Here is a 25,191-nt window from a genome sequence, read left to right as displayed (position 1 = left end):
CGCGGGGGGCCGGCGCGGCACCCCCCCGCCCACCCCCCGCCCCCCTGCCTGCCCCATCGCCTGAGAGGATCGCGCCCGTGACCCTGGAGTCCCTGCGTGCCGGCTTCGAGCGGCTGCTGGAAATGATCGTCGTCCTGCTCGTCGCCGCCCTCACCCTGCTGATCATCGCCGGATTCGTCTTCCGCTACGCCGGCAGCGCGCTGGTCTGGTACGACGAGGTCGCGTCGGTCGGGCTGGCCTGGCTGACCTACTACGGCGCCGCGCTGGCCGCCCTGAAGGGCGCCCACATCGGCTTTCCCGGTGTCGTCAACGCCTTCCCGCCCGGGCTGCGTCTGGCCGCCACGCTGTTCGCCGAGGCCTGCGTCTTCGTGTTCTTCACCGTGCTCGCCTGGACCGGATGGCAGGTGCTGGTGGTGCTGGAGGGCGACACCCTGGTCAGCCTGCCCTGGGTGCCGCTGCAGCTGTCCCAGTCGGTGATCCCGGTCGGCGCCGTGCTGTTCATGCTGGCCGAGGCGCTGCGCCTGCCCAGGGTGCTGCGCGACGCCCGCGGCGCCGGCTTCGCCGATCACGAGATCGAGGAGGCGCTGGGCGACGGCGCCGGCCGCCCGGCGGCCCGCCCCGCCGCCGCCGCGCCGCCGTCGGCCGCCGCGCCGCGCGCCGGCATGCTGCAGGGAGGGCAGCGGACATGACCATCGGCTACATGCTGGGCGGCCTGTTCGCCCTGGTCCTGCTCAACGTTCCCATCGCCGTGGCGCTGGGCATGGTCGCCATGATGGCGATCGTCCTGGTGCAGGGCGCGGACATGCTGCCCAACGTGGCGCTGGTCATGTTCGACGGCGCCACCAACTTCCCCCTCCTGGCGATCCCCCTGTTCATCCTGGCCGGCGCGGTGATGAACGCGTCGTCGATCTCGCGCCGGCTCGTCGCCTTCGCCTCGGCCCTGTTCGGCTTCGTGCGCGGCGGCCTGTCCATGGTGGCCATCGCCGCCTCCATGTTCTTCGCGGAGATCTCCGGCTCGGCGGTGGCCGGGGTGGCGGCGCTCGGCACCATCCTGATCCCGGCCATGCGGGCGCGCGGCTACTCCAAGGAGTTCGCGGCGGCCGTCTGCTCCTCGGCGGCCAGCCTCGCCATCATCATCCCGCCGTCGATCCCGATGATCCTCTACGCCGTGATGGCCGAGACGTCGGTGGTCAAGATGTTCGTGGCCGGCATCCTGCCGGGCCTGCTGGGGGCCGTCGGCCTGGCCCTGGCGGCCTACGTCCAGGCGGTGCGCTACGGCTTCCCGGTGGAGGAGCGGTTCCAGGCGAGCCGGGTGTGGCAGACCTTCAAGGACGCCGCCTGGGCCTTCCTGCTGCCGGTGATCATCCTGGGCGGCATCTTCGGCGGCTTCGTCACGGCGACCGAGGGGGCCGGCCTGGCGGTGGCCGCGGCCCTGTTCGTGTCCATCGTCATCTACCGCGAGCTGGACCTGCGGGCGCTCTACCGCGCCTGCCTGGACGGCGGCGTGCAGACGGCGGTGGTGATGCTGCTGGTGGCCGCCTCGGCGCTGATCGGCACCTTCCTCACCGAGGCGCAGCTGCCCCAGGCGCTGGCCCGCTCGATCGCCGACATGACCACCAACAAGTACGCGGTGCTGGCGCTGATGAACGTGGCCTTCCTGCTGCTGGGCATGTTCCTGCACTCGGCCGCGGCCATCATCCTGGTGGTGCCCATCGTCATGCCGCTGGTGACCGAGGTCGGCATCGACCCCGTGCATTTCGGCCTGGTGGTGACGCTCAACCTGGCCATCGGCCAGCAGACGCCGCCGGTGGCCAGCGTGCTGATCGCGGCGTGCTCCATCGCCCGCTCCGACATCTGGGAGACCACCAAGGTCAACCTGCCCTTCATCGGCGCCCTGCTGTTCGTGCTGGCGATCTGCACCTATGTGCCGGAGATCTCGCTGGCCCTGGTCAACCTTGTCTACTGAGGAGGTCCGCGCGATGGACGACGAGCTGCTGGTCGGCCGCGGTGCCGACGGGATCGTCACCCTGACCCTGAACCGGCCGCACCGCCTCAACGCCCTGACCAAGCCGCTGTGGCGGCGGCTGGGCGCGGCGGTGGCGGAACTCGACGCCGACGACGGGGTGCGCTGCGTCGTCCTGCGGGGCGCCGGGGAGAAGGCCTTCAGCCCCGGCAACGACATCGCCGAGTTCGCCACGGAGCGCGCCGACGTCGACCAGGCCCGCGCCTACGGGGCGGTCATGCACGCCACCCTGGCGGCGATCCGCGACTGCCGCCATCCCGTGGTGGCGCTGATCCAGGGCGTCTGCGTCGGCGGCGGGCTGGAGATCGCCGCCCAGTGCGACCTGCGGGTCTGCGGCGACTCCAGCCGCTTCGGCGCCCCCATCAAGTCCCTCGGCCTGGTCATGGCCTATCCGGAACTGGAGGGGCTGCTGCGCCTGGCCGGCCGGGCCGCGGCCCTGGAGATCCTGCTGGAGGGCCGCATCTTCGGGGCCGCCGAGGCCAAGGAGAAGGGGCTGGTCACCCGGGTCGTCGCCGACGCCGAGGTCGAGGCGGAGGCCTACGCCACCGCCCGGCGCATCGCCGAGGGGGCGCCGCTGGTGGCGCGCTGGCACAAGGCCTTCCTGGCCCGCCTGGAGCGCCCGGAGCCCCTGAGCGCGCGGGAGGTCGAGGACGGCTACGCCTGCTACGCCACCGAGGATTTCCGCATCGGCACCCGGGCCTTCCTGGCCAAGGAGAAGCCGCGCTTCGTCGGACGGTGAGAAACCCCAGGAGGATCCATGACGGGAACGACGCCCGCCGGGCCGCTGGCCGCGGGGCCCGGCGGGCCCTTGGCCGGGGTGAAGGTGGTGGAGCTCGCCCACATCATGGCCGGGCCGGTGTGCGGCATGATGCTGGCCGACATGGGCGCGGACGTGCTGAAGGTGGAGAAGCTGCCGGGCGGCGACGACAGCCGCCGCATGGTGCCGCCCACCGTCGCCGGCGAATCCGCCGCCTACATGATGATGAACCGCAACAAGCGCGGCATCGCCCTCAACCTCAAGACCGAGGGCGGGCGCGAGGCGCTGCGCCGGCTGCTGCGCGACGCCGACGTGCTGGTCGAGAACCACCGCCGCGGCACCCTGGAGCGCCTGGGTTTCGGCCCGGACGTGCTGGAGGCGCTCAACCCGCGCCTGGTGGTCTGCGCCATCTCGGGTTTCGGGCGCACCGGGCCGCTGGCCGACCAGGGTGGCTTCGACCTGGTGGCCCAGGGCATGAGCGGCCTGATGAGCGTCACCGGCGAGGGGCCGGGCCGGCCGCCGGTGAAGGTCGGGGCGCCGGTCACCGACATCACCGCCGGCATCCTCGCCGCCATGGGCGTGCTGGCGGCCCTGGTGGAGCGCCAGCGCACCGGCCTGGGCCAGACCGTCGACACCTCGCTGTTCGAGGCCGGCATCGTCCACACCTACTGGCAGTCGGCCATCCGCTTCGCCACCGGGGCGAGTCCGGGGCCGCTCGGCTCCGCCCATCCCCTGAACGCGCCCTACCAGGCCTTTCCCACCGCCGACGGCTGGATCACCGTGGGGGCCGCGACCCAGCCCACCTGGCTGCGCCTGGTGGCGGCCCTGGAGGCGCCGGAGCTGGCCGGGGACCCGCGCTTTTCCGACAACGCCCGGCGCATGGAGCACCTGGCGGCGCTGGAGCCGCTGCTGGGTGCTGTGTTCCGCCAGCGCGGCACCGCCGACTGGCTGGCCCGGCTGGAGGCCGCGGGCGTGCCGGCCGGCCCGGTGCTGAGCATCGCCGAGATGCACGAGCACCCGCACACCCGTGCCCGCGCCATGGTGGTGGAGGTGGAGCACCCGACGGCCGGCGCCGTGCGCACGCTGGGCCTGCCGGTGAAGTTCTCGCGCACCCCCGGCGCGGTGCGCCACGCCGCGCCGACCCTGGGCGAGCACACCCGCGCCGTCCTCGCGGACCTGGGTTTCGACGCCGCGACTCTCGACCGCTTGGCCGAGGAGGGGGCGATCGGCTAAGAGGGAGGGAACCAACCATAAGGACTGGACGCACCCCATGGACACCGCCTCCTGCATCGACCTCGCCGCCGACCTGCTGGTCGCCGCGCGGCGCGGCGGCCCGCGCCCCGCCGACCTTCCCGCCGACCTGCAGCCGCGCTCCGCGGCCGACGCCTACGCCATCCAGGACGCCGTGCTGGCCAAGCTGGGGGACGTCTGCGGCGGCTGGAAGGTGGGCGCCCGCGCCCCCGATGCCGAGCCCAACTGCGCCGCCCTCCTGGCCTCGGCCATCAGCGAGGGGCCGGCGGAGCTGGACGGCGCCGCCTTCGCCATGCGCGGCATCGAGGCGGAGATCGCCGTGCGCTTCGGCCGCGCCCTGCCGCCGCGCGCCGCCGCCTACACCCGCGCCGAGGTGCTCGACGCCGTCGCCGCCCTGATGCCGGCGCTGGAGGTGGTCGACACCCGCTACGTCGAGCGCACGGCGGCCTCGCCGCTGGCCCAGCTCGCCGATTTCCAGTCCAACGGCCATCTGGTGGTGGGGGCGCCGCTGGCCGACTGGCGCGGCATCGACCCGCTGACCCAGCCGGTTCGCCTGACCGTGGACGGCGAGGAGCGCCACGCCGGCACCGGCGGCAACCCGGCCGGCGACCCCTTCGCCCTGCTGGTCTGGCTGGTCAACGCGCTGTCGGCGCGCGGCACCGGCATGCCCGAAGGCGCGGTGGTGACCACCGGCACCATGTCCGGCCTCACCCTGGTCGGCCCGACCGCGGCGGTGGCGGCGGAGATGCCCGGCCTCGGCCGGGTCGAGCTGCGCTTCACCGCCGGCTGACCCGGGGTGCCCGGCTCCCCCGCGGCATGCCGCGGGGGAGCCGGATCGCCGGATTGCGCGGACGTGCCTCACCGCACGCCGGGCGGCCGGGCCGCCGGTCAGAGCGGGGCGTCGAGGGTCAGTGGGCGGGCGACGGCGAGGCGGAAGCGGCCCCGCCCGGTCTTCTCGATGCGCACGGCGTCGCAGCGCTCGGCGAGGCGGCGCTGCAGCAGGATGAGCCGCGCCTCCAGGTTCTCCGCCGCATCGGGCAGGCGGATCTCCGGGTCGAGGCGCAGCTCCCGGTTGGTGAACTCGGTGCGGCCGTGGGCGACGTGGTCGCGCGCCAGCTTCCAGAAGATGGCGCCCGCCACCCCCTTGATGAGGTACTCGTGGTCGACGAACACGCTGTCGTCGGCGGCGTAGTGGCGGATCAGGGCGGGCGGGCCGACGGGGCGCGTGGCCACCGGTTCGGGCGCCGGCTCCGGGGCGGCGGCGCCGTGGCGCAGCGCCTGCATCGCCGCGGCGAGCTGGAGCGCCAGGGTGGCCAGCGCGTCCTCGTCGTCGTAGCGGAAGCGCAGGTCCTGCGCGCTCTCCACGAACAGCACGCCGAGCAGCCGCGGCCCGGCGAGGATCGGCACGGCGAGCTGGCTGGCCGGCCGGGCCAGGCCGGGGAAGGGGATCTCGGTGGCGCAGGCGAGCCCGGCACCGGCGGCGCCGTCCCGTGCGGCGCGGCCGTAGTTCCAGTCGCTGGTCATGTGGGTGATGCGGATCGGCGTGCGCTCGCGCGCCGCCACCCCGATCACCCCCTGGCCCAGCGCCACCTCCGAACCGACACCGGAATCCGCGTAGCCCAGGGCGGCCATGGTGTAGAGCCGCTGCCCCGCCTCGTCCAGCAGCAGCACCAGCGCGTGCTCCACCGCGAATCCGTCCTTAAGCGCGGTGAGGACGCGGTCCAGCAGCTCCCCCAGGTCGGCGGCGCCGGCCAGCGCCGTGCAGGCGCGGCGCAGGGCCGGCAGCAGGCTCCGCCGGCGCCCCGGCAGCGTGCGCACCGCACCGGGCACCGCCTCGATCGACAGCACCCGGTAGAGGTCGGCCCCCATCAGGCGGTAGACCCCGTCCATGCCGACGTGGGAGGCGATGCCGGCCAGCTTGGCCTTCATGCTCTCGAACAGCGGCCCGGCCGTCTCGGTGCGCTGGTAGAGCAGCGCCATCCGGTACTGCGCCGCGGTGGCGGGGTCGATGACCTGCAAGCTCGCCAGAGGGTTCTCCAGGATGTTGCGCCGGGTCTTGTTGAAGAACTGGTAGGACAGGGCGACATGGCCCTCGTCCACGTAGTGCACCTGGGACAGCATGGAGACGTTGGGGGTGCCGTCGGCGCCGCAGGTGGCGATCGTCGCCGGGACCACGCCCTCCAGGCAGGAGCGGATGGCGTCGAGGGACGGGGTCATGGGGCGAGCGCCTGGCCGGCGCGAGGCCCGGGCGTCTGGTCGAACACCGTTTGCGCGGTGAAGACGACGGCGACGACGTCGTCGGGGTCGCACGCCATCAGGGCGGCGGTGAACTCGACCTCGAAGCCGACGGTCTCCAGGTCCAGGGCGAACGCCGCGACGTGGGCAGCGACCAGGGCATGGGCGCCGGCGGGCGGCGGGACCACCCGGGCGTCGCCGCCCTTGAGCTGGACCGAACGGTGGGTGCTGGGCAGCGTCGCCGCCACGGCGATCCGCCCGGTCTCGGCGACCGCGTCGAGCAGCGCCGCCGAGGGGGCCGCCGCCAGCAGCACGGTGACCCGCCGGGCGCCCGGGTCGAGCCGGCAGGCGAGGGCGCGGCTCACCACTGGCCGGTTCGCCACGTCGCCGGACGACGCGACCACGCTGACGCCCTGCTCGAGAAACGCGGCGATCCCGCCGCCCCACCCCGGCTCCTGCACGCCCGCCACCGCCGCTTGCGACACCATGGTCAGTCTAACAAGGTGCGGTGGCGCCCGCCAGGGCGCCGATGGCTGGCCTAGAGGCTGAATCCGATCCACCGGCCGCACAGGATGGCCGCCGTCCACAGCGCCAGCGACAGCGCGGCCGAGAGGCGCACGACGCCCGCCACCGGGGCGCCAGCCAGCGCGGCGCGCCATGCCGCCGAGCGGCGCAGCGCCAGCGCGTTGGCCGCGGCCGCGGCAACCGCCGCGAGCTTGGCCAGGAACGCGGGGTTGGCGGCGTAGGCGGCGGGGCGCACGCTGACCAGCCCCACCCCGGTCAGCACCGCCAGGCCCAGCCCGAACGCCGCCACCCGCGCCAGCGGCGGCGCAAACGCGCCCAGGGGCACGGCGCGGAAGGCGCCCAGCAGCCGCAGGTCCAGCGTCGCGATCGCCCCGATCAGCAGCCCCAGGCCGAGGATGTGGGCGGCGTTGACCAGCAGGTAGGCGGTCGCGTCGGCGCGCAGCGCGGCTGCCGGGGCGGACTCTCCCAGCGACCGGAGAACCGCGCCCAGCAGCCCGTCCGCCATCCCCTCGGCCGCGCTCACTCGCGGATGCGGTCGGGATAGATGTCGTAGGTGCGTTCGCCCACGGTGAGGCGCACCGCCTTCAGCCGCCGTTCCTGCGGGTCGCTGGAGCGGTTGCCCAGCGCCACCACCCGGTCGCCCACCGCCGCGGCCTTGTCGTCGAAGCCGGAGCGGGCGGTCTGCCGCGGGTTGCCCAGCTCCACCGTCCAGGTGGCGCCGTCGGCGGCCTCCACCGTCAGCACCGGGTGGGGCGGCCCGATGTAGACCTCGCGGATCGTGCCGGTCAGCTCGATCTGGTCGGCCTCGGCCCAGGACCAGCCATGGTGGGCCAGGGCGGTGCGGGCCAGGGGGGCTCCCGCCGCCAGGATCGCGCCCGCGACGATGGTGGCGGCCAGGGCTGTCCGGCCGCGACCGGCTGGCGTCGTCGTCATGCTTCCCTCCGCTCGACGTGGCGGCGTGACGTCTGCCGCCCCTTGAAGATGGGGCCGTCGGCGCCGCGGGAAAGCCGGCGCCCGCGGGAACCGTGGCGTGACCTGCGCCGTTCTTCTCCTCAAGAGACGTTGGCTGCCACCCGGGAGGACCTCCGCGCCATGAGCGACCATTCGCACACCACCGCCACCGCCGACCCCGCCCGCCCGTCCTGGGCCAATCCCTGGACCGTCTACGGCCTGGGCGCCGTGTCCGCCATCGCCATCATCGCCGCGGTGTGGGGCTGGTCGGCGGCCGGGTCGGCGCGCGACGAGGTGGCCGCCCTGCAGGAGCGGCTGGCGACGGTGACCAGCGCCCGCGACGAGGCGCAGGCCACCGTCACGTCGCTGCGCCAGGAGCAGATCCCGCGCCTTCAGGACGAGGTGGCCGCCGCGGCCGCCGAGCGCGACCGGGTGTCGGGGGAGATGACCACCCTGCAAGGCCAGGTCGGCGAACGCGACGCCCTGACCGGCGACCTGGAGCGCCTGCGCACCGAGACCGCCAGCACCCAGGAGGAGCTGGACGGGCTGCGCCAGCGCCGCGACGAGATCCACGGCCAGCTTCCCCAGGCCGAGCGCCAGCTTGCCGCGCTGCAGGAGGAGGCCGGCGGCCTCGACCGCCGGGTGCAGCAGCGCACCGCCGAGGTGGAGCAGGCGGCGACGCGCCTGGAGGAGCTGCGCACCGCCCAGGAGACGCTGACGGCGCAGATCACCGACGCCACCGAGACCCTGGAGACCCGCAACCAGGAGGTCTCCAGCCTGCAATCCCAGGTCGAAGGGCTGCGCCAGGAGCAGGCCGGCCTGCAGGAGAGCATGACCGGGTTGCGCAGCGACCTCGCGGCGCGCAGCGAGGAGCTGTCGACCACCCAGCAGCGCCTGAGCGCGGCGCAGTCGCGCGAGCAGGAGACCAGCGAGACCCTGGAGGGTCTGACCGCGGAGGTGGAGCAGCAGCGCCGGTCCCTGGCCGAACTGCGCCAGGCCGTGGCCGCCCGCAACGAGGAGCTGACCTCGGCCCAGCAGCGCCTGGCGGAGACGCAGCAGGCCCAGCAGAAGGCGTCCGACGCCCTGGCCACCATGAAGGCGGAAATCGAGGACCAGTCCGGCACCCTGTCGGCGCTGCGCCAGACCTACCAGCAGGCCCAGTCCAACCTGGAGCAGATCACCCGCAAGGAGGAGACGCTGCGCCAGGCCATCGCCGATCTGGAGCGGGTGCAGCAGGAGACCGCCCAGGACGCCCCGGTGGAAGGGGCCGGGACGCAGGGTGCGGGCACGTCGGAGGCCACCGGCAGCCCGTCCGGCCCGGCGGCGGGCGCCTCCGGTCAGCCGCCGGCCGCCGCGCCCTCCGGCGCTCCGGCCCAGTCCCAGTCCCAGCCCCAGTCCCAGCCCCAGTCCCAGCAGCCCCAGCCCCAACCGCAGTGATCCGGCGTCGCCGGTGCGAAGTCCCCCTCCCCCGCGGTGGCGGGGGAGGGGCGCCGGGATCGCCGGTCGCTACGCCGCCTCGGCCAGCGCCGCGTCGAGGATGTCGAGGGCCTGGTCCATCTCGGCCACCGTGGTGACCAGCGGCGGCGTCAGGGTCAGCACCGAGCCCATGGTCGTCTTGAACGACAGACCGCGGGCGAGCGCCGCATAGAGCACCCGTTCCGCGGCGTCGTCGGCGCGGGCGCGGCTGGCGCGGTCCTGCACCAGCTCGACCCCCAGGAGCAGGCCGGCGCCGCGCACGTCGCCGATGATCGGATGACGGTCGGCGAGGGCGTGCAGGCGGTCCACGGCGTGGGTGCCCACCGCAGCGGCGTTCTCCACCAGCCCCTCGTCGCGGATGATCTCCAGGGTGGTCAGGGCGGCGCGCGCCATCAGCGGGTTCTTCTCGTGGGTGTAGTGGCCGAGCGAGAGGTGGCCGGCCACGTCGAGGCCGGCGCGGGCGAGCACCGCCGCCACCGGCAGCATGCCGCCGCCCAGCGCCTTGCCCAGCACCAGCAGGTCGGGGGTCACGCCGACCCGCTCGGCGGTGAAGAGGTGGCCGGTGCGGCCCAGGCCGTTGGGGATCTCGTCGAAGATCAGCAGGGCGCCGGCCGCGTCGCAGGCCTGGCGCACCGCCGGCCAGAAGCCGGGCGGCGGCAGGTAGGGGACGCTGCGCACCGGCTCCGCCACCACCGCGGCGACGTCGCCCTCGCGCTCCAGCACGTAGCGCAGCATGGTGGCGCAGGCGAGGCCGCAGGTGTCGGGACCGCCGTGGCCGTAGGGGCAGCGGTAGCAGGCGAAGGGCGCCACGTGCTCCGCCCCGGCCAGCAGCGGCCCCAGGCCGTGGCTGCGGAAATGGGCCTCGCCGCCGACGCTGGCGGCGCCGAATCCGGCGCCGTGGAAGGCGTCCCAGAAGCTCACCGTCTTGAACCGGCCGGTGGCGACCCGGGCCAGCTTCAGCGCGATCTCCAGCGCGTCGGAGCCGCCGGTGGCGAACAGCACCCGGTCCAGCCCGGCCGGCGCCGCCGCCGTCAGAGCCTCCGCCACGGCCACCGCGGCGTCGTTGGTGAAGCGGCGGGGGCAGAACGGCAGCTCCTCCATCTGGCGGGCCAGCGCCGCCTTGAGGCGGGGATGGCCGTAGCCGATGTGATGGACGTTGTTGCCATGGAAATCCATGAAGCGGCGGCCGTCGGCGTCCTCGATCCAGATCCCCTCGGCCTTGCGCACCGCCGACAGGCAGGGGGTCGACAGGGACTGCTTGAGGAACACGCGGGCGTCGCGCGCCACCAGCGCCGCGGCCGCCGGGCCGACGTGGGCCTCGGCCCAGGCGGCGCGGCGCGGCGAACGGTTGGTGTCGCCCTCCTGCCGCTCCTGGCGCGGCGACGGACGGGGATCGCTCATGGCGTCTCGCCGCGGGCCAGCCGCGCCTCGATGTCGGCGATCACCGGGGCCAGCCCGGCCGCCGACGGGACCACGTAGTGGGCGCCGGCCGCCGCCAGGCGGCCCGCCGCGCGCTCCAGCCGGGCCCGGCGCTCCTCGGCGGGCAGGGCGGCCAGGGCCTCGGCGGTCAGCCCCACCTCGTTGCCGGTGGCCGCCACCGCCACGGTCCAGGCGCCGGCGTTCAGCCCCTCCTCCACGTCGACCGGGGTGTCGCCGACCTTGACCACCGCGGCCGGGGGATGGACGTCCAGCTCGCCCATCAGGCGGAACACCATGTGGGGGCCGGGCCGGCCGGTGGGCAGGTCGCCGGCGCAGACCATCGCGTCGGGGGCGTAGCCCTGGCTGGCCGCCTTGGCCACGCAGGCCTCCATGATCGCCCGGGTGTAGCCGGTGGTCGAGCCGATGCGCACGCCCCGCGCGCGCAGCCCCGCCACCACCTCGGGCACGCCGGCGATGACGTCGGCGTAGTCGCCGACCACGGCGATCTGGCGCGGCAGGAAGCGCTGGTACACCGCGTCGGCGTCGGCGTCGCTGAACGGCGCGCCGGTCGCGGCGCGCCACCGGCCGTCGATGGCGGTGCCGATGGCGCGGATGTGGTCCCACTTCGGCAGCCCCATCGGCGCGCGCGCCTCGGCCTCGTCGATGGCCACGCCCAGCTCGGCGAAGGCCGCCTGGAACACCGCCGCCGGGGCGCGGCAGCCATGATCGATGCAGGTGCCGGCCCAGTCGAAGACGACGAGGCGGACCGGCCCCACGTAGCGGCGGCGATAGGCGAAGGGGGTCATCGGTGGCGTCTCCCTGGGGCGGCGGAGCTTGGCGTTGGCGCCAGCGAAGCATCCGCGTTACCATAAATCAAATCGGGAAATCGGTGCCTTACATAGACCATGGCCTATCGACGATGACCATGAACACCGCCCAGCTCCGCGCCTTCCACATGGTCGCGACCGAGCGCAGCTTCACCCGCGCCGCCAAGGCGCTGAACGTCACCCAGCCGACCATTTCCGGTCAGGTGCGGGCGCTGGAGGAGGCGTCCGGGGTGCGCCTGTTCGACCGCCAGGGCCGCAAGGTGGTGCTGACCGACCTCGGCCGCCAACTGCTGTCGGTCACCTCCCGCCTGTTCGCCCTGCAGGAGGAGGCGGAGGAGCTGCTGGACACCCGCATGCGCCTCGACGGCGGGCGGCTGCGGCTGGGCGCCGACAGCCCGTTCGCGGTGATGCCGCTGCTCAGCCGGCTGCGCCGCCGCCACCCCGAGCTGCGCTACGAGGTGGCGCTGGGCAGTTCCGCGGAGGTGTTGCAAACCCTTTACGACTACCGCACCGACGTGGCGGTGCTGGCCGACGTCTACGGCGACCCGCGGCTGGTGGCGGTGCCGCTGTCCAGCCCGCGGGTCGTCGCCTTCGTGCCGCGCGACCACCCCTGGGCGGAGCGTGGCTCGGTGGCCATCGAGGCGTTCGCCGGCCAGCCCGTGGTGTGGCGGGCCAGCGGCTCGGTCACCCGGCGGGTGATGGAGCGCGCGCTGGCGGAACGCGGCCTCGAGCCCGACGTGGTGATCGAGGTGAACACCCGCGAGGCGGCGCGCGAGGCGGTGGCCGCCGGCTTCGGCGCCGGGGTGGTGGCCGAGAGCGAGATGGGCCGGGACACCCGGCTGGTGAAGCTGCCGATCACCGGCGCCACGCTGACCATGACCGAGTACGCGGTGTGCCTGCGCGAGCGCCGCCGCCTGCGCACCGTGCGCGCCTTCATGGACGTGGCGCGGGAATACGGGGGATGAGGGGGGCCGGCCGTCAGCTCGGACCGGGGCTGCCGGCGCCGGTGCCGATGGCGTCCACGTCGAACGGCGTGGTCTGATAGATCGCGTTGATCCAGTTGCCGAACAGCAGATGGGCGCCGCCCCGCCAGGAGTTCTCCGGCGGCCGCGCCGGGTCGTCGCCCGGGTAGTAGCCGGCGGGCGGGTCGACGTCGAGCCCGGCGGTCACGTCGCGCGTGTACTCCGCCCCCAAGGACGCGGTGTCGTATTCGAGGTGGTTGAACATGTGCAGGCAGCGGTGCCGCGGATCGTCGAGCAGGCACAGGCCGCTTTCCTCGCTTTCCGCCAGCGCCACCAGGCCGGACTCCGGCGGGATGTCGGCGCGCCGCACCTCGGTCCAGCGCGACACCGGGACCGGGAAGCGGTCGGCGAAGCCCCGCAGGTAGGGCGAGGCCGGCACCAGGGTGCGGTGGGGGAAGACGCCGAACGCCTTGCGCGGCAGGTCGTGCTTGGGCATGCCGTGGAAGTGGTGGACCGCCGCCTGGGCCGCCCAGCAGATGGTCAGGCAATGGTGGACGTGGGTCTGCGTCCAGTCGAGGATGCGGCACAGCTCGTCCCAGTAGGTGACCGCCTCGAAGGGCAGCCGCTCCACCGGGGCTCCGGTGATCAGGAAGCCGTCGAAGCGCTCGGCGCTGACGTCGGACCAGGGGCGGTAGAAGGATTCCAGGTGGGCCGACGGCGTGTTGCGGGCCACGTGGTTGGTGATCCGCACCAGGGTCAGCTCGACCTGCAGCGGCGTCGCGCCGACCAGACGGGCGAGCTGGGTTTCGGTGCTGATCTTGTTGGGCATCAGGTTCAGCAGCCCGATGCGCAGCGGCCGGATGTCCTGGCGGACGGCGTCGGCCTCCCCCATCACCTCCACGCCCTCGGTCTCGAGCGTGCGGCGGGCCGGCAGGTCGTCCGGAATCTTGATCGGCATGGTCGCGTCCATCTCCCCTGGTGCCGGGGTGGACGCCGTGGCCTGGTTCCGATTGGTTGCCGGAGCGGCCACATCCTTCCTTGCGGAAGCGCCACCTTGCCCGGATCGGCAGGTTGGCGTTGGGCGTCGCCCCAACTCTTGATGCGCCGCTGGTTTTACAGCAGAGCCTCGGCGATGGCAATGCCCGGCTTCACCGCCGCCAGGCCTGGGTGCGGGCGACCAGGGTGCGGGCGGCGGCGAGGAAGAGGACGCGCACTGCGAAGGCGGTGGCGAAGATCAGCATGGCCAGGGCGGCGGCCGGCGCGGTGTCGCCGACGTCGTCCATGTTGAGGACGGCGATGGAGGCCAGCTTGGTGTCGGGGGCGTAGAGGAAGACGACCGCGCTCACCGTGGTCATGGCGTTGACGAAGAGGTAGACGGCGATGTCGAGGATGGCGGGCAGGCACACCGGCGCGGTCACCCGGAGATAGGTGGTCCAGAACGGCACCTTGAGCGACGCCGCGGCGGCCTCGAACTCCGCGTCGACCTGCTTCAGGGCGGTGACCGCGGTGAGGTGGGCCACGGTGTAGAAATGGGCCACCGTCGCCAGCACCAGGATCGCCATGGTGCCGTAGAGCACCTCCAGCGGGTTGCCCGGCGCGTTGAAGAAGAAGATGTAGGCGAGGCCCAGCACCAGCCCCGGCACCGCCAGCGGCACCATCGCCAGGCCGCGGATGGTGTGGCGCAGGGCGGTGTGGCCGCGCCCCTTCTCCAGGAGGTAGGCGCCGGTGAACACCACGACGCTGCCGGCCAGCGCCGTCCAGCCGGCCATCTCCAGGCTGTTGAGGTAGGGGCGCCAGCCGTCGGGGGAGTTGGCGGCGAAGTCGTAGTGGGCCCAGGTCGGCGTCAGGTCGTAGGGCCAGAAGGTGATCGAGGACGCCCACGCCGCGGTGCCGAGCACGCCGACGATGGCGGCCGCCACCGGCAGGCAGACCGCGGCCAGGACGGCGTCGCGGGCCCGGCTGCGGCGCGGCGCGTGGGGCACCGAGCGGGCGCCGACCGCCGCGCTCTGGCGGCGCTGCACCACCAGGTCGATGGCGAAGGCCACCACCGCCGGGACCAGCAGCACCATGCCGACCACCGCCCCCATGGCGAAGTTCTGCTGCCCCACCACCTGCTTGTAGACGTCGGTGGCGAGCACGTCGAAGGAGCCGCCGATCACCTTCGGCACGCCGAAATCGGTGATGGCCAGGGTGAAGGCCACCACCGACGCGCTGACCAGCCCGTAGCGCGCGCCGGGCAGCGTCACCGTGCGGAACACCGTCCAGCGCCCGGCCCCGAGCGCCGCCGCCGCCTCGTAGAGGCGGCCGTCGGCGGTGGAGAGCGCGGTCACCAGGATCAGCAGCACGTGGGGGAAGACGTAGAAGCACATCCCCAGCACCACGCCGATCGGGCCGTAGACGCTGTGCCCCATCAGCAGCGCGCGCAGCAGGCCCTGGTTGCCGAAGAGATAGACCAGGGCGATGGCCGGCAGCAGCGAGGGGGCGAGCAGAGGCAGCATCGCCACCTGGCGCAGCAGGCCGCGGGCGCGCAGGCGCGAGCGGGTGAGCGTGTAGGCGTAGACGAAGGCCAGCGGCACCACCAGCGCCGTGGTCAGGCCGGCGACGAGGAGGGAGTTCAGCAGCGACACCGACAGGCTGGGCGAGGTCGCGTACGCCACGAAGTTGGCAAGGCCGACGAAGGCCCCGTCGCGGTCCAGCACGCTGCGCGCCAGCAGGGAGGCCAGCGGCAGCAGGACGAACACCGCCAGGAAGCCGCCGACCCCCAGCAGCGCGGCGCGCAGCGCCCACCGCTCGCCGTCCCAGCCGCCGGCCGCGGCCACGGCGGCGGACGGCGGGGCGGTGTCGGCGCGGACGCTCACGCGGCGCTCCCGGCGCCGGCGGGGAAGGCACGCACGCGGTCGGTGGACAGGCGCACCCGCACCACCCGCCCCGGCTCGAGCCCGAGGCCAAGGGCGCGGGCCGCCGGCAGGTCGGCGACGATGGGCTCGGCCGCCAGCCCCGGAACGGCGACGCGGGTGCGGTAGACCGGCCCGAGGAACTCCGCCCCCGCCACCGTGCCGGCGAAGACGCCGTCGCCGACCGCGGCGGCGTCGCCGGCGGGCTCGCACGCCACGTCCTCCGGGCGCAGGCACAAGATCACCGGCTCGCCGCCGTGGCCGTTGGGCGGGCCGAAGCGCAGGCGCCCGTCGGCGCCGCGGTGGCCGTCGAGGAAGTTCACGATGCCGACGAAGCCGGCGACGAAGGGGGTGGCGGGACGGCCGTAGATCTCCGCCGGCGTCCCCACCTGCTCGATCCGCCCGTGGTTCATGACGACGATGCGGTCGGCGACCGACAGCGCCTCCTCCTGGTCGTGGGTGACCATGATGGTGGTGACGCCGAGGCGCCGTTGCAGCGCCTGCAGTTCGCCGCGCAGGCGCAGGCGTACCTTGGCGTCCAGCGCCGACAGCGGCTCGTCCAGCAGCAGCAGCCCCGGCGCCGAGGCGAGCGCGCGGGCCAGGGCGACGCGCTGCTGCTGCCCGCCGGAGAGCTGCGCCGGATACTTGGCCGCCTGGTCGGCAAGGCCGACCAGGTCCAGCAGCGCGGCGACCCGCCGTGCGATCTCGGGGCGCGGCCGGCGCGCCACGCCCGCCCCATGCTCCAGCCCATAGGCGATGTTGCGCGCCACCGTCAGATTGGGGAACAGGGCGTAGGACTGGAACACGATGCCGAAGTCGCGGCCCGCCGGCGGCCGGTCGGACACGTCGGCGCCACGCTGGAACACCCGGCCCGCGGTCTGGCGCTCCAGCCCGGCGACGACGCGCAGCAGCGTGGTCTTGCCGCAGCCCGACGGCCCGAGGAAACAGACGAACTCCCCCTCCGCCACCGACAGCGACACGTCGTCGAGCGCCCGGAACGGCCCGTAGGCCTTGGTGACGCCCTCGACGCGCAGCGCCGGCGGCGGCGGGGAGAGGGTCATGGCCGGCGCCTCAGCTCTTCGGCTCGGACTTGGCGCCGTAGCGCTCCTGCCAGGTCTTGAGGATCCCGGCGCGGTGCTCCGCCGCCCAGGCGAAGTCGTTGTCGATCATCTTGTCCGCGATGCCCTCGGGGAAGTGCTTGACCGGCTTGGCCACCCCGGGCATGGCGACGACGGCGTAGGCCTCGTTGTACATCGCGTTGGCCTGGCGGGTGACCGACCAGTCGGCCAGGGCCTTGGCCGCCTCCAGGTTCTTCGAGCCCTTGACCAGGGCGAAGGACTCCAGGTCCCAGCCCACGCCCTCCGACGGCGCGATCACCGCGACCGGCGCGCCCTTCTCCATGAGCTGGGCGCCGACATAGGCGAAGGAGATGCCGATGGGGAACTCGCCCTTCGCGGCCATCTTGCAGGGCTTGGAGCCGGAGTGGGTGTAGACCGCGACGTTCTCGTGCAGCCGGTCCATGTAGCCCCACGCCTTCTCCGCACCCCACATCTGCATCCATGAGGAGACGTCGAGGAAGCCGGTGCCCGAGGAGTTGGGGTTGGGCATGACGATGGCGCCCTTGTAGACCGGCTTCGCCAGGTCCTCCCAGGTGGCCGGCATGGGCAGGTTCTTGGCCGCGGCCTCGACCGTGTTGACGCACACCGAGGCGATCCAGGCGCGCTGGCCGACCCAGTGCGGGGTGGCGCTGCGGGTGTCGACGTACTTCCTGTCCAGGGCCTCGACGCCCTTGGGCGCGTAGGGCTCGAGCATGCCCTCCTTGTCCATCACCAGCAGGCTGGTGGCGGCCAGGCCCCAGATCACGTCGGCCCGGGGGTTGTCCTTCTCGGCCAGCAGCTTGGCGGTGACGATGCCGGTGCTGTCGCGGACCCAGCGGATGTCGATCCCGGGGTTGGCCGCCTCGAAGGCCTTCTCGAAACCGTCCAGTTCCTCCGGCTCGACCGCGGTGTAGACGGTCAGCTCGGTCTTGGCCTCGGCCGGAGCGGCCAGCGCGGCGCCCAGCGCGGCCACGGCCGCGGTGGCGGCCAGCAGCGTCTTCATCCCCATCTCGTTCCCCCGATCCCTGTGGCGGTTCCTGCGTGGCGACGGCGAAGGTCGCGGTGCCGGGCGCATCATCGCCGTGGGCAACGACCGTTTGATGACCCGCGACGGATGTTTTCGTGACGTCTTGGGCCACCAGCCCCCCGCCGTGGGCCGGGCCGGGCCGGCCCACGCCCCGGCCCGGCCCGCCGGGCGTCGCGCAACCCGCTGGCCGAAAAGGAAAAGATCCGGCGCCGGCATCCATAGGTTTGATCTATGCGAGGATTGTGGAACGCGCTTTGACTGATGGATCGGGCTGCGGCAGTCTGGCCCGACAGCGACCGCAGGACCCGACAGGACCACCGATCATGACCGGCCCCCGCCATTGGCTGCTCACCCCCGGCCCGCTCACCACCACCGCCACGGTGAAGCGGGCGATGCTGGAGGACTGGGGCTCGTGGGACGGCGACTTCCGCGCCCTCACCGCCGAGGTGCGGGCCCGGCTGCTCGCCATCGCCGGCGCGCCGGCCGACCGCTACGCCTGCGTTCCCCTGCAGGGCAGCGGCACCTTCGCGGTGGAGGCGGCGCTGCTCACCCTGGCGGGGCGGGACTCCCGGGTGCTGGTCGGCGTCAACGGCGCCTATGGCGAGCGCATGCTGGAGATCTGCCGGCGTGGCGGCATCCCCCACGCGGTGGTCGAGGCCGGGGAGGGCCGGCCGCTGACCGCTGCCGCCGTGGACCGCGCCCTGGCCGCCGACCCGGCGATCACCCATGCCGCGGTGGTCCAGGTGGAGACCTCGACGGGCGTGCTCAACGAGGCGGAGGGCATCGCCGCGGTCGCCGCCGCCCGCGGTGTCCGCCTGCTGGTCGACGCCATGAGCGCCTTCGGCGCGCTGCCGCTCGACCCCCGGCGGCACCCCTGGGAGGCCATCGTCTTCTCCACCAACAAGTGCCTGGAGGGGGTTCCCGGCCTCGGCTTCGTCATCGCCCGCACCGAGGCGCTGGCGGCGGCTGAGGGGCGCGCCGGCGTCCCCCTCAGCCTCGACCTGGCGGCGCAGTGGGCGTACATGGAGCGCACCGGCCAGTTCCGCTACACCCCGGCCACCCATGTCCTGGCGGCCTTCCGCCAGGCGCTCGACGAGTTCGACGCCGCGGGTGGGCAACCCGGCCGGCTGGCCCGCTACGCCGCCAACCGCGACGCGCTGGTGGCGGGGCTGCGCGGGATCGGGCTCGCCACCCTGCTGGAGCCGTCGCTGCAGGCCCCGATCATCGTCACCGTGCTGGCGCCCGACGACCCGCGCTACCGCTTCGCCGCCCTCTACGAGGCCATGAAGCGGCGCGGCTTCGTCATCTACCCCGGCAAGATGACCGCGGTGGAGAGCTTCCGCCTGGGCTGCATCGGCGCGGTCGACGCCACCGTGATGCGCGGCTGCGTGGCCGCCGTGGCCGAGGCGCTGGGCGAGATGGGGATCGCCCACTAGGCCGGTTTCGCCGGATCGGGCCACCGGTCCGACCCGGCGAAACCTGCGGACCCCCATGGTTTTGCAGGGCTTCCGAGCCCGCCCATGGGTGGGCCGAGGTCGGACACCCTGCTTAGCTCCATCCCCCCGCGACCAGGGCGATGGTCCGGCGCGCCGCCTCCACCAGGCCGCTTGCGCCGGTCGCCTCCTCCTCCTCGGCCAGGGCGGGCAGCGCCTTCATCAGGTGCAGGATCACCGCCGCCTTGGCCGCCGCGGCGTCCGGGCCGGCGGCGGCGCCGGCGTCCAGCAGGATGGCGGCGAGGCGCCGGCGCACGTCGGCGCGCAGCCCGGCCCGCCGGTCGGTGGACTCGGGGCTGGCGTCGACCAGCGCGATGGCGGCCGCCCGGTCGGTGCGCAGGGCCAGCATCAGGTCGACGATCCCGCCGGCCAGCGCGTCCGCTCCCTGCGCGCGCACCCGCGCCGCGACCGCGTCCAGCCCCGCCGTCATGCGCTCGGCGTAGCGGGCGAGCAGGGCGTCGGCCAGCGCCTGCTTGACCGGGAAGAAGCGGTAGAGCGAGCCGATCGCCGCGCCGGCGCGGGCGGCGACCTCGGTCATGGTCGCGGCGTCGTAGCCCTTCTCCGCGAACACCGCGGCGGCCGCGTCCAGCAGGCCCTGGACGCGCTCGCGGCCGCGCTGGCGCTTGGGCGCCACGGCGTCGGTCCTTGACTTTTGCGAGGCCATCCTCAACTATCCAATGTGCGAGGCTGCCCTCACATATCGCGGCGGGGCCGCCCTGTCATCCCTCACCGTGGGCGTTCCCCGCGCCGCCCGCGTGGTGCATGACAGCGACATCGCCCTTGCCGCCTGAACGGACCCCCATGCCCGCACCCGCGCGTCTTGCCCGCCTCGCCGACCTGGGGCGGTGCCCCGCCCTGGCCCAGTGGGCGGTTCTGCTGCTGCTGTCGGCCGCCGTCGCCCTGGGGCTGGAGCTGGCGGGGCTGCCGGCCGCCGTGCTGCTCGGCGCCATGGGCGCCGGCGTGGCGGTGGCCGCCGCGGGCGGCACGGTCCGGGTGCCCCAGGGCGGCTTCGTCGCGGCCCAGGCGGTGATCGGCTGCATGATCGCCAGCAGCCTGCAGCCCTCCATCCTCGGCGAGATCCTGGCCGACTGGCCGCTGTTCCTGGTGGCCGTCACCTCGGTGATCCTCGCCAGCAACGGGCTGGGCTGGATGCTGGCGCGGGCCCGCGTGCTGCCGGGCACCACCGCGGTGTGGGGCTCCTTCCCCGGCGCGGCCTCGGTGATGACGGTGATGTCCGGCGAATTCGGGGCCGACACCCGGCTGGTCGCGCTGATGCAGTACCTGCGCGTGGCGCTGGTGGCGCTGTGCGCCTCGGCGGTGGCCAGCGTCACCGCCGGTCCCGGCGCGGCCCCCGCGGTGGTGACCTGGGCGCACTGGTTTCCCGCCGTCGACGGGGTGTCCCTGGCGGCGACCCTGGCGCTCGCCGCGGCGGCGCTCGGCCTCGCGCTGGTGCTGCGGGTGCCGGCCGGACCGCTGCTGCTGCCGCTGGCCGCGGCCACCCTGCTGCAGGGCGTGGGCGTCCTGACCATCACCCTGCCGCCCTGGCTGCTGGCGGTGAGCTACGCCGTGCTGGGCTGGAGCATCGGCCTGCGCTTTACCCGCCCGATCATCGCCCACGCGGCGCGCGCCCTGCCGCGCATCGCCGCGTCCATCCTGACGCTGATCGTCCTGTGCGGGGGGCTGGCGGCGTTGCTGGTGGTGCTGGGCGACGTCGACCCGCTGACCGCCTACCTCGCCACCAGCCCCGGCGGCGCCGACTCCGTGGCGATCATCGCCGCCGGCAGCGACGTCGACCTGCCCTTCGTGGTGGCGTTGCAGACCACCCGCTTCCTGGTCGTCCTGTTCATCGGCCCGGCGGTCGCCCGCTTCGTCGCGCGGCGTGCCGGCGCCGAGCCGTGCCCCGCCGCCGGCGACTGACGGCCACCCCGCACCGCTACCCTGCCAGCACGGTGATGTCGCTGTGGGCGAGGGTGCGGGTGTCCAGGGTGGCGATGGCCACCGCGGCGCCGGCGCCCGAGCCGTCGGCGTCGAAGGACAGCACGCCGGTGGTGGTGTCGAAGACGAACCAGTCGTCGGCGTCGCCCGGTGCCCCCAGGGCGAAGTGGGCGGCCGACAGGGTGCCGGCGGGGATCGCCCCGAAATTGGGGCCGACCACGGCGATGGTGTCGGTCCCGCTCTCGAAATCGGCGATCTGGTCGGCGCCCTCCCCGGGGCTGCGGATGACGAAGCGGTCGGCGCCGGCGCCGCCCCACAGGGTGTCGCTGCCCATGTCGCCCTCGAGCACGTCGTCGCCGAGGCCCCCGTAGAGCAGGTCGTCGTCCTGCCCGCCGAACAGGCTGTCGTCGGCCTGGCCGCCGAACAGGGTGTCCGCCCCCTTGTTGCCGTAGACCCCGTCGGCGCCGCGCTGGCCGTAGACGGCGTCGCCGTCCAAATTGCCGTAGAGGGTGTCGGCGTCCTGGCCGCCGAACAGGGTGTCCTGGCCGGCGTTGCCGTAGAGCACGTCGTCCTGCCGGTTGCCGTAGAGCGCGTCGTTGCCGGCCCCGCCCTCCACCGTGTCGGCGCCGCCGTCGCCGAACAGCACGTCGTCGCCGTCGCGCGAGCCGACATAGTCGTTGCCGTCGCCGCCGCGCAGGGTGTCGTCGTCGGCGCCCAGGACGATGTACTGGGCGCCGCTGTCGCCGACCACCGTCTGGGAGCCCGCGCCGCCGGTCACCTGCACCGCCCCGACCACCGCGGCGAAGGCGACGTTGTCGAGCTGGATCACGGTTCCCGACGGCAGGCCCGAGGCGTCGATCACCAGCGCCTCGCGCGCCGTCGCTCCCGTGGGCGTGCTGCCGGTGATGACCAGGGGCGCGGCCGGCGCCGCGGAGCCCGCGGTCACCGTCGGCACGATGGTCCGCACCGAGATCTGGCTGTCATCGGGCAGCGCGGCGACGAACGCCTGGCCGGCGTCGCTCATGGCGGCCTGGTCCGTGGTGCTGCCGGCGGTGCGGGCCTGGATCGCCTGGACCAGGCCGGCCGACGCGGCGGCCGGCGCCTGGGCCGTGGTCACCCCCTCCGCCCGCAGCCCGACGCCGACCGGCACGCTGGCCAGCAGCGTCGTCTGGCCGGTCGCCGGGTCCTGGGCCAGCGGGATGTCGGCCTCCGCCGTGGCGACGTCCGCGTCGGTGCGGTCGGCGGTGACCACGGGCACGTCGATGACCTCGATCACCGCCCCGGCGCTGGTGGTCAGCCGCACCTCCTGCACCGCCACCCCGTCCACCGTCGTGGTGGTGGTCTGGGTGGAGGTGACCGTCACCGGCGTCTGGGAGATGGGGGTGACGATGCTGGTGCCGCCGCTGTCGCCGCCGCTGGCGGGCGGGGCGGGGACGGTGGTGTCGATGGTGACGGCGAGCGCCGCGGTGGCGGTGGAGGTGTTGCCGGCCGCGTCGGTGAGGACCGCCGTCAGCGAATGGGTGGCGTCGGCGAGGCTGGGCGCGGTGATGGTCCACGCCCCCGGGCCGGCCGCCGTGGTGGTGCCGACGGCGGTGGCGCCGTCGTAGAGGACGATGGTGCCGCCCTCGGCGACGGTTCCGGTGATGGTGGGGGTGGCGTCGCTGGTGAGGCGGTCGCCCACGGTGCCGCTGTCCGACGCGGCGTCCAGGGCGAGGCCGGTGGGGGCGGCGGCGGTGGTGTCGATGGTGACGCTGAGCGCGGCGGACGCCGCCGAGGTGTTGGCGGCGGCGTCGGTGAGGCGGGCGGTCAGGGTGTGGGTGGCGTCGGCGAGGCTGGCGGGGGTGATGGTCCAGGCCCCGGCCGCCGCGGCGGTCGCCGTGCCCAGGGCGGTGGCGCCGTCGTAGAGGATGACGGTGCCGGCCTCGGCGACGGTTCCGGTGATGGTGGGCGCGGTGGCGCTGGTGATCCCGTCGCCGGTGGTGCCGCTGTCGGAGGCGGCGGCGATGGCCAGGCCGGTGGGCGCGCCAGCGGCGGTGTCGATGGTCACCGACACCGTCGAGGACGGTGTGGAGGTGTTGCCGGCCGCGTCGATGAGGACGGCCGTCAGCGAATGGGCGGCGTCGGCGAGGCTGGCGGCGGTGATGGTCCAGAACGCCATGCCCGCCACGGAGGTCGTGCCGACCGCCGTCGCCCCGTCGTAGAGCACCACCGTCGCCGTCTCGGCGCTCGCCCCGGTGATGGCCGGCGTGGCGACGTTGGTGATGCCGTCCCACTGGGTGCCGCTGTCGGACGCCGTGTCCAGCGCCACCGCCTGGGGCGGGGAGGGGGCCGTGGTGTCGATGGTGACGCTCAGCGCCGCCGAGGCGTCGGAGGTGCCGAACGCGTTGATGGCGCGCGCCGTCAGGGACATCGTGCGGTCGCTGAGCGACCCCAGCGTCAGGGTCCACGCGCCGGTGGTGGCGTCGGCCGTGGCCGTGCCCATCGCGACGGCGCCGTCGGACACGACCACCGTGGCCCCGGCCTCCGCCGTCCCGTTGAGTGTCGGGGTGGTCGCGTTGGTGAGGTTGTCCGTGCTGGACGCGCCGCTGTCCGAGGCCGCGGCCAGGTCCGGCGTGCCCGGCGCCGCCGGCGGCGCGCCCTGGAGGAAGAGGTAGAGATCGGTGCCGGTGGCGATCAGCGCGTCCAGGTCGCCGTCGCCGTCGATGTCCTGCACCTCCGGCACGAGGCTTGAGCCGAAGGCGGTCAGCCCGAACGGGTTGGTGGCCTCCAGGACGAAGGTCGGCGCGGTGGTCGACCCGCCGTTGCGGAAAAGATAGGTGGAGCCCGTGTTGGCGCCGGCCAGCACGTCGAGGTCGCCGTCGCCGTCGAGGTCGGTGAGGGCGAGGGTCGCCCAGGCGCCCACGTCGCCGAGGCCGAAGGCGTTGGTGCCCGCCGAGACGAAGGTCGGCGCGGTGGTCGAGCCGGTGTTGGTGTAGACGACGAAGTTGCCGTTGCCGATGCCGACGATGGCGTCGAGGTCGCCGTCGCCGTCGAGATCGCCCAGCGCCGGGGTGGTGACGGCGGCTCCGGGGCCGAGGCCGAAGGCGTTGGTCCCCGCCAGCGCGAAGGACGCCGAGGCGGAGCTGCCGTCGTTGCGGTAGTAGTAGATCGTGCCCGTCGAGGTCGTCAGGAAGAGGTCGAGGTCACCGTCCCCGTCGACGTCGGCGAAGGCCGGCCGCGTGTTGGGCCCGGCATTGGCCAGCCCGTAGGGGTTGGTCCCCAGCAGCGAGAACGTTGGCGACGCGCTGGTGCCGACGTTGGTGTGGACGGCGGTGTTGCCGGCGTTGCCGCCGATGAACGCGTCCAGGTCGCCGTCCGCGTCGATGTCCACCAGGCGGAGCGCCGGATAGGTGTCGCCGGCGCTGAGGCCGAAGGGGTTGGTGGCGACGAGGGCGAAGGTGGGATCGGCCATGGGGTCCTTCCGTGAAGCGCCGTCACCGTCGGCGGGCCGGGCCGGGCGGGGCGGGCGGGCCGGGCGGTGTCGGGACGCGACCGTAAGCGTGACCGTTCGTGTACGGAATCCCATGAACCTGGGAGGAAGGGCGTTGGCGGTCCGCGGTGTCGAAAAAAACTGCGGGGGGATGTCATCCGAGGCGGGCGGTGGCGCCGTACCGGGCTGTGGATGCGCACCCAAACCGGACCAACCGCACATGAGGAAACGAGACATGACGACCCGCACCATCGCCCTGGTGTCCGCGGCCGCGCTGGCCGCCGTCGCCGCCGTTGCTCCCGTCGCCGCATCCGCCACCTCCATGGGGGCGACCACGGCCTCCACGGCCCCGGTGATCGTCGGCGGCCAGCCGATGCTGCCTGGCAAGACCATCGTCGACAACGCCGTGAACTCCGCCGACCACGAGACCCTGGTGGCCGCGGTGACGGCGGCTGGGCTGGTCGACACGCTGCGCGGGGCCGGCCCGTTCACCGTCTTCGCCCCGACCGACGCCGCCTTCGCCGCCCTGCCGGCCGGCACGGTGGAGAGCCTGGTGAAGCCGGAGAACAAGGGCACCCTGACCAGCGTGCTGACCTACCACGTGGTGCCCGGCCGCATCGACGCCATGGCGCTGCGCACGCTGATCGCCAAGGGCAACGGCGAGGCGCGGCTGAAGACGGTCAACGGCGCGACGCTGACCGCGTCGATGAACGGTCCGAACAACATCGCCGTGCGCGACGGCGCCGGGGCGGTGGCCAACATCTCGACCTACGACGTCTACCAGTCCAACGGGGTGATCCACGTCGTCGACACCGTCCTGATGCCGGGCTGACGGCACCCGCCCGGGCCG

General features: G+C 74.1%; 22 protein-coding genes and 1 riboswitch. Of the genes, 10 read left to right on the top strand and 12 right to left on the bottom strand.

The window, feature by feature from the left end; translation table 11 throughout:
* Nucleotides 1-77: 77 nt before the first annotated feature.
* Genes AC6H2I_RS27445 through AC6H2I_RS27425 form a run of 5 tightly spaced genes read left to right on the top strand, consistent with a single transcriptional unit; the run spans nucleotide 78 to nucleotide 4,821 of the window.
* On the top strand, nucleotides 78-689 hold the full coding sequence (locus tag AC6H2I_RS27445; RefSeq protein WP_497503960.1) for a TRAP transporter small permease: 612 nt from the start codon (nucleotides 78-80) through the stop codon (nucleotides 687-689).
* Nucleotides 686-1,966 (top strand): TRAP transporter large permease, encoded by a 1,281-nt coding sequence (locus AC6H2I_RS27440; protein WP_497503959.1) that lies wholly within the window; start codon nucleotides 686-688, stop codon nucleotides 1,964-1,966. Before AC6H2I_RS27445 ends, AC6H2I_RS27440 begins: the two co-directional genes overlap by 4 nt.
* A 13-nt stretch (nucleotides 1,967-1,979) precedes the next feature.
* Nucleotides 1,980-2,762 (top strand): enoyl-CoA hydratase/isomerase family protein, encoded by a 783-nt coding sequence (locus tag AC6H2I_RS27435; protein WP_497503958.1) that lies wholly within the window; start codon nucleotides 1,980-1,982, stop codon nucleotides 2,760-2,762.
* Between the two features lie 18 nt (nucleotides 2,763-2,780).
* On the top strand, nucleotides 2,781-4,013 hold the full coding sequence (locus AC6H2I_RS27430; RefSeq protein WP_497503957.1) for a CaiB/BaiF CoA transferase family protein: 1,233 nt from the start codon (nucleotides 2,781-2,783) through the stop codon (nucleotides 4,011-4,013).
* Between the two features lie 37 nt (nucleotides 4,014-4,050).
* Entirely contained in the window at nucleotides 4,051-4,821 is a 771-nt protein-coding gene (locus AC6H2I_RS27425; RefSeq protein WP_497503956.1) for a 2-keto-4-pentenoate hydratase, read from the top strand.
* A gap of 98 nt (nucleotides 4,822-4,919) precedes the next feature.
* On the opposite strand, the gene AC6H2I_RS27420 is transcribed toward AC6H2I_RS27425, so the two are convergent.
* Genes AC6H2I_RS27420 through AC6H2I_RS27405 form a run of 4 tightly spaced genes read right to left on the bottom strand, consistent with a single transcriptional unit; the run spans nucleotide 4,920 to nucleotide 7,724 of the window.
* Nucleotides 4,920-6,248, bottom strand: coding sequence for a GAF domain-containing protein (locus AC6H2I_RS27420; protein ID WP_497503954.1), 1,329 nt, complete (start codon nucleotides 6,246-6,248; stop codon nucleotides 4,920-4,922).
* Nucleotides 6,245-6,754 (bottom strand): hypothetical protein, encoded by a 510-nt coding sequence (locus AC6H2I_RS27415; RefSeq protein ID WP_497503953.1) that lies wholly within the window; start codon nucleotides 6,752-6,754, stop codon nucleotides 6,245-6,247. Before AC6H2I_RS27415 ends, AC6H2I_RS27420 begins: the two co-directional genes overlap by 4 nt.
* Before the next feature lie 50 nt (nucleotides 6,755-6,804).
* Nucleotides 6,805-7,314: a hypothetical protein gene (locus AC6H2I_RS27410; protein WP_497503952.1), complete on the bottom strand. Its 510-nt coding sequence runs from the start codon at nucleotides 7,312-7,314 to the stop codon at nucleotides 6,805-6,807.
* Entirely contained in the window at nucleotides 7,311-7,724 is a 414-nt protein-coding gene (locus tag AC6H2I_RS27405) for a DUF6152 family protein (RefSeq protein WP_497503951.1), read from the bottom strand. Before AC6H2I_RS27405 ends, AC6H2I_RS27410 begins: the two co-directional genes overlap by 4 nt.
* A 159-nt stretch (nucleotides 7,725-7,883) precedes the next feature.
* On the opposite strand from AC6H2I_RS27405, the gene AC6H2I_RS27400 reads away from it, so the two are divergent.
* Entirely contained in the window at nucleotides 7,884-9,179 is a 1,296-nt protein-coding gene (locus tag AC6H2I_RS27400) for a hypothetical protein (RefSeq protein ID WP_497503950.1), read from the top strand.
* Nucleotides 9,180-9,248: 69 nt separating this feature from the next.
* On the opposite strand, the gene pbfA is transcribed toward AC6H2I_RS27400, so the two are convergent.
* Both pbfA and phnX read right to left on the bottom strand, forming a co-directional pair.
* Nucleotides 9,249-10,619 (bottom strand): (R)-1-hydroxy-2-aminoethylphosphonate ammonia-lyase, encoded by a 1,371-nt coding sequence (gene pbfA / locus AC6H2I_RS27395; RefSeq protein WP_497503949.1) that lies wholly within the window; start codon nucleotides 10,617-10,619, stop codon nucleotides 9,249-9,251.
* Nucleotides 10,616-11,443, bottom strand: a complete 828-nt coding sequence (gene phnX / locus AC6H2I_RS27390; RefSeq protein ID WP_497503948.1) for a phosphonoacetaldehyde hydrolase — start codon at nucleotides 11,441-11,443, stop codon at nucleotides 10,616-10,618. The genes pbfA and phnX overlap by 4 nt, the downstream gene beginning before the upstream one ends.
* 113 nt (nucleotides 11,444-11,556) lie before the next feature.
* Between phnX and AC6H2I_RS27385 the strand changes: the two genes are divergently transcribed.
* Nucleotides 11,557-12,429, top strand: coding sequence for a LysR substrate-binding domain-containing protein (locus AC6H2I_RS27385; protein ID WP_497503947.1), 873 nt, complete (start codon nucleotides 11,557-11,559; stop codon nucleotides 12,427-12,429).
* 13 nt (nucleotides 12,430-12,442) lie between these two features.
* Here the strand turns inward: AC6H2I_RS27385 and AC6H2I_RS27380 are convergent, their stop codons facing one another.
* The 4 genes from AC6H2I_RS27380 to AC6H2I_RS27365 all read right to left on the bottom strand — a co-directional run bounded on the left by AC6H2I_RS27380 (nucleotide 12,443) and on the right by AC6H2I_RS27365 (nucleotide 17,420).
* Complete coding sequence (locus tag AC6H2I_RS27380; protein WP_497503946.1) at nucleotides 12,443-13,384, bottom strand: homoserine O-succinyltransferase; 942 nt, start codon at nucleotides 13,382-13,384, stop codon at nucleotides 12,443-12,445.
* A gap of 42 nt (nucleotides 13,385-13,426) precedes the next feature.
* Nucleotides 13,427-13,534, bottom strand: a riboswitch (SAM-I-IV-variant riboswitch).
* 40 nt (nucleotides 13,535-13,574) lie between these two features.
* The gene (locus tag AC6H2I_RS27375) at nucleotides 13,575-15,284 is read right to left on the bottom strand and encodes a putative 2-aminoethylphosphonate ABC transporter permease subunit (RefSeq protein ID WP_497503945.1); all 1,710 of its coding nucleotides are present in this window, start codon (nucleotides 15,282-15,284) and stop codon (nucleotides 13,575-13,577) included.
* Nucleotides 15,281-16,381: a putative 2-aminoethylphosphonate ABC transporter ATP-binding protein gene (locus AC6H2I_RS27370; RefSeq protein WP_497503944.1), complete on the bottom strand. Its 1,101-nt coding sequence runs from the start codon at nucleotides 16,379-16,381 to the stop codon at nucleotides 15,281-15,283. Before AC6H2I_RS27370 ends, AC6H2I_RS27375 begins: the two co-directional genes overlap by 4 nt.
* Nucleotides 16,382-16,391: 10 nt before the next feature.
* Nucleotides 16,392-17,420 (bottom strand): putative 2-aminoethylphosphonate ABC transporter substrate-binding protein, encoded by a 1,029-nt coding sequence (locus tag AC6H2I_RS27365; RefSeq protein WP_497503943.1) that lies wholly within the window; start codon nucleotides 17,418-17,420, stop codon nucleotides 16,392-16,394.
* Nucleotides 17,421-17,767: 347 nt separating this feature from the next.
* Here AC6H2I_RS27365 and AC6H2I_RS27360 point away from each other — a divergent pair, with 347 nt between their 5' ends.
* Nucleotides 17,768-18,880, top strand: coding sequence for a 2-aminoethylphosphonate--pyruvate transaminase (locus AC6H2I_RS27360; protein ID WP_497503942.1), 1,113 nt, complete (start codon nucleotides 17,768-17,770; stop codon nucleotides 18,878-18,880).
* Nucleotides 18,881-18,992: 112 nt separating this feature from the next.
* Here the strand turns inward: AC6H2I_RS27360 and AC6H2I_RS27355 are convergent, their stop codons facing one another.
* On the bottom strand, nucleotides 18,993-19,571 hold the full coding sequence (locus AC6H2I_RS27355; RefSeq protein WP_497503941.1) for a TetR/AcrR family transcriptional regulator: 579 nt from the start codon (nucleotides 19,569-19,571) through the stop codon (nucleotides 18,993-18,995).
* Nucleotides 19,572-19,738: 167 nt separating this feature from the next.
* On the opposite strand from AC6H2I_RS27355, the gene AC6H2I_RS27350 reads away from it, so the two are divergent.
* Complete coding sequence (locus tag AC6H2I_RS27350) at nucleotides 19,739-20,854, top strand: AbrB family transcriptional regulator (protein ID WP_497503940.1); 1,116 nt, start codon at nucleotides 19,739-19,741, stop codon at nucleotides 20,852-20,854.
* Between the two features lie 16 nt (nucleotides 20,855-20,870).
* Here AC6H2I_RS27350 and AC6H2I_RS27345 read toward each other — a convergent pair whose 3' ends face one another.
* Complete coding sequence (locus AC6H2I_RS27345) at nucleotides 20,871-24,323, bottom strand: beta strand repeat-containing protein (RefSeq protein ID WP_497503939.1); 3,453 nt, start codon at nucleotides 24,321-24,323, stop codon at nucleotides 20,871-20,873.
* Nucleotides 24,324-24,576: 253 nt separating this feature from the next.
* Between AC6H2I_RS27345 and AC6H2I_RS27340 the strand changes: the two genes are divergently transcribed.
* Entirely contained in the window at nucleotides 24,577-25,173 is a 597-nt protein-coding gene (locus AC6H2I_RS27340) for a fasciclin domain-containing protein (protein WP_497503938.1), read from the top strand.
* Nucleotides 25,174-25,191 lie beyond the last annotated feature (18 nt).

Source organism: Azospirillum sp. NS33, assembly GCF_059703765.1.
The sequence above is the reverse complement of the archived record's forward strand: the minus strand, read 5'-3'. Positions and strand labels throughout refer to the sequence as shown.

Bases quoted from the DNA above. Each gene is read 5' to 3' on its own strand.
- AC6H2I_RS27440 (WP_497503959.1), top strand. From the start codon at position 686: ATGACCATCGGCTACATGCTGGGCGGCCTGTTCGCCCTGGTCCTGCTC.
- AC6H2I_RS27415 (WP_497503953.1), bottom strand. From the start codon at position 6,754: ATGGTGTCGCAAGCGGCGGTGGCGGGCGTGCAGGAGCCGGGGTGGGGC.
- AC6H2I_RS27380 (WP_497503946.1), bottom strand. From the start codon at position 13,384: ATGCCGATCAAGATTCCGGACGACCTGCCGGCCCGCCGCACGCTCGAG.
- AC6H2I_RS27425 (WP_497503956.1), top strand. From the start codon at position 4,051: ATGGACACCGCCTCCTGCATCGACCTCGCCGCCGACCTGCTGGTCGCC.
- AC6H2I_RS27400 (WP_497503950.1), top strand. From the start codon at position 7,884: ATGAGCGACCATTCGCACACCACCGCCACCGCCGACCCCGCCCGCCCG.
- phnX (WP_497503948.1), bottom strand. From the start codon at position 11,443: ATGACCCCCTTCGCCTATCGCCGCCGCTACGTGGGGCCGGTCCGCCTC.
- AC6H2I_RS27350 (WP_497503940.1), top strand. From the start codon at position 19,739: ATGCCCGCACCCGCGCGTCTTGCCCGCCTCGCCGACCTGGGGCGGTGC.
- pbfA (WP_497503949.1), bottom strand. From the start codon at position 10,619: ATGAGCGATCCCCGTCCGTCGCCGCGCCAGGAGCGGCAGGAGGGCGAC.
- AC6H2I_RS27370 (WP_497503944.1), bottom strand. From the start codon at position 16,381: ATGACCCTCTCCCCGCCGCCGCCGGCGCTGCGCGTCGAGGGCGTCACC.
- AC6H2I_RS27435 (WP_497503958.1), top strand. From the start codon at position 1,980: ATGGACGACGAGCTGCTGGTCGGCCGCGGTGCCGACGGGATCGTCACC.
- AC6H2I_RS27405 (WP_497503951.1), bottom strand. From the start codon at position 7,724: ATGACGACGACGCCAGCCGGTCGCGGCCGGACAGCCCTGGCCGCCACC.
- AC6H2I_RS27385 (WP_497503947.1), top strand. From the start codon at position 11,557: ATGACCATGAACACCGCCCAGCTCCGCGCCTTCCACATGGTCGCGACC.
- AC6H2I_RS27430 (WP_497503957.1), top strand. From the start codon at position 2,781: ATGACGGGAACGACGCCCGCCGGGCCGCTGGCCGCGGGGCCCGGCGGG.
- AC6H2I_RS27420 (WP_497503954.1), bottom strand. From the start codon at position 6,248: ATGACCCCGTCCCTCGACGCCATCCGCTCCTGCCTGGAGGGCGTGGTC.
- AC6H2I_RS27365 (WP_497503943.1), bottom strand. From the start codon at position 17,420: ATGAAGACGCTGCTGGCCGCCACCGCGGCCGTGGCCGCGCTGGGCGCC.
- AC6H2I_RS27345 (WP_497503939.1), bottom strand. From the start codon at position 24,323: ATGGCCGATCCCACCTTCGCCCTCGTCGCCACCAACCCCTTCGGCCTC.
- AC6H2I_RS27360 (WP_497503942.1), top strand. From the start codon at position 17,768: ATGACCGGCCCCCGCCATTGGCTGCTCACCCCCGGCCCGCTCACCACC.
- AC6H2I_RS27340 (WP_497503938.1), top strand. From the start codon at position 24,577: ATGACGACCCGCACCATCGCCCTGGTGTCCGCGGCCGCGCTGGCCGCC.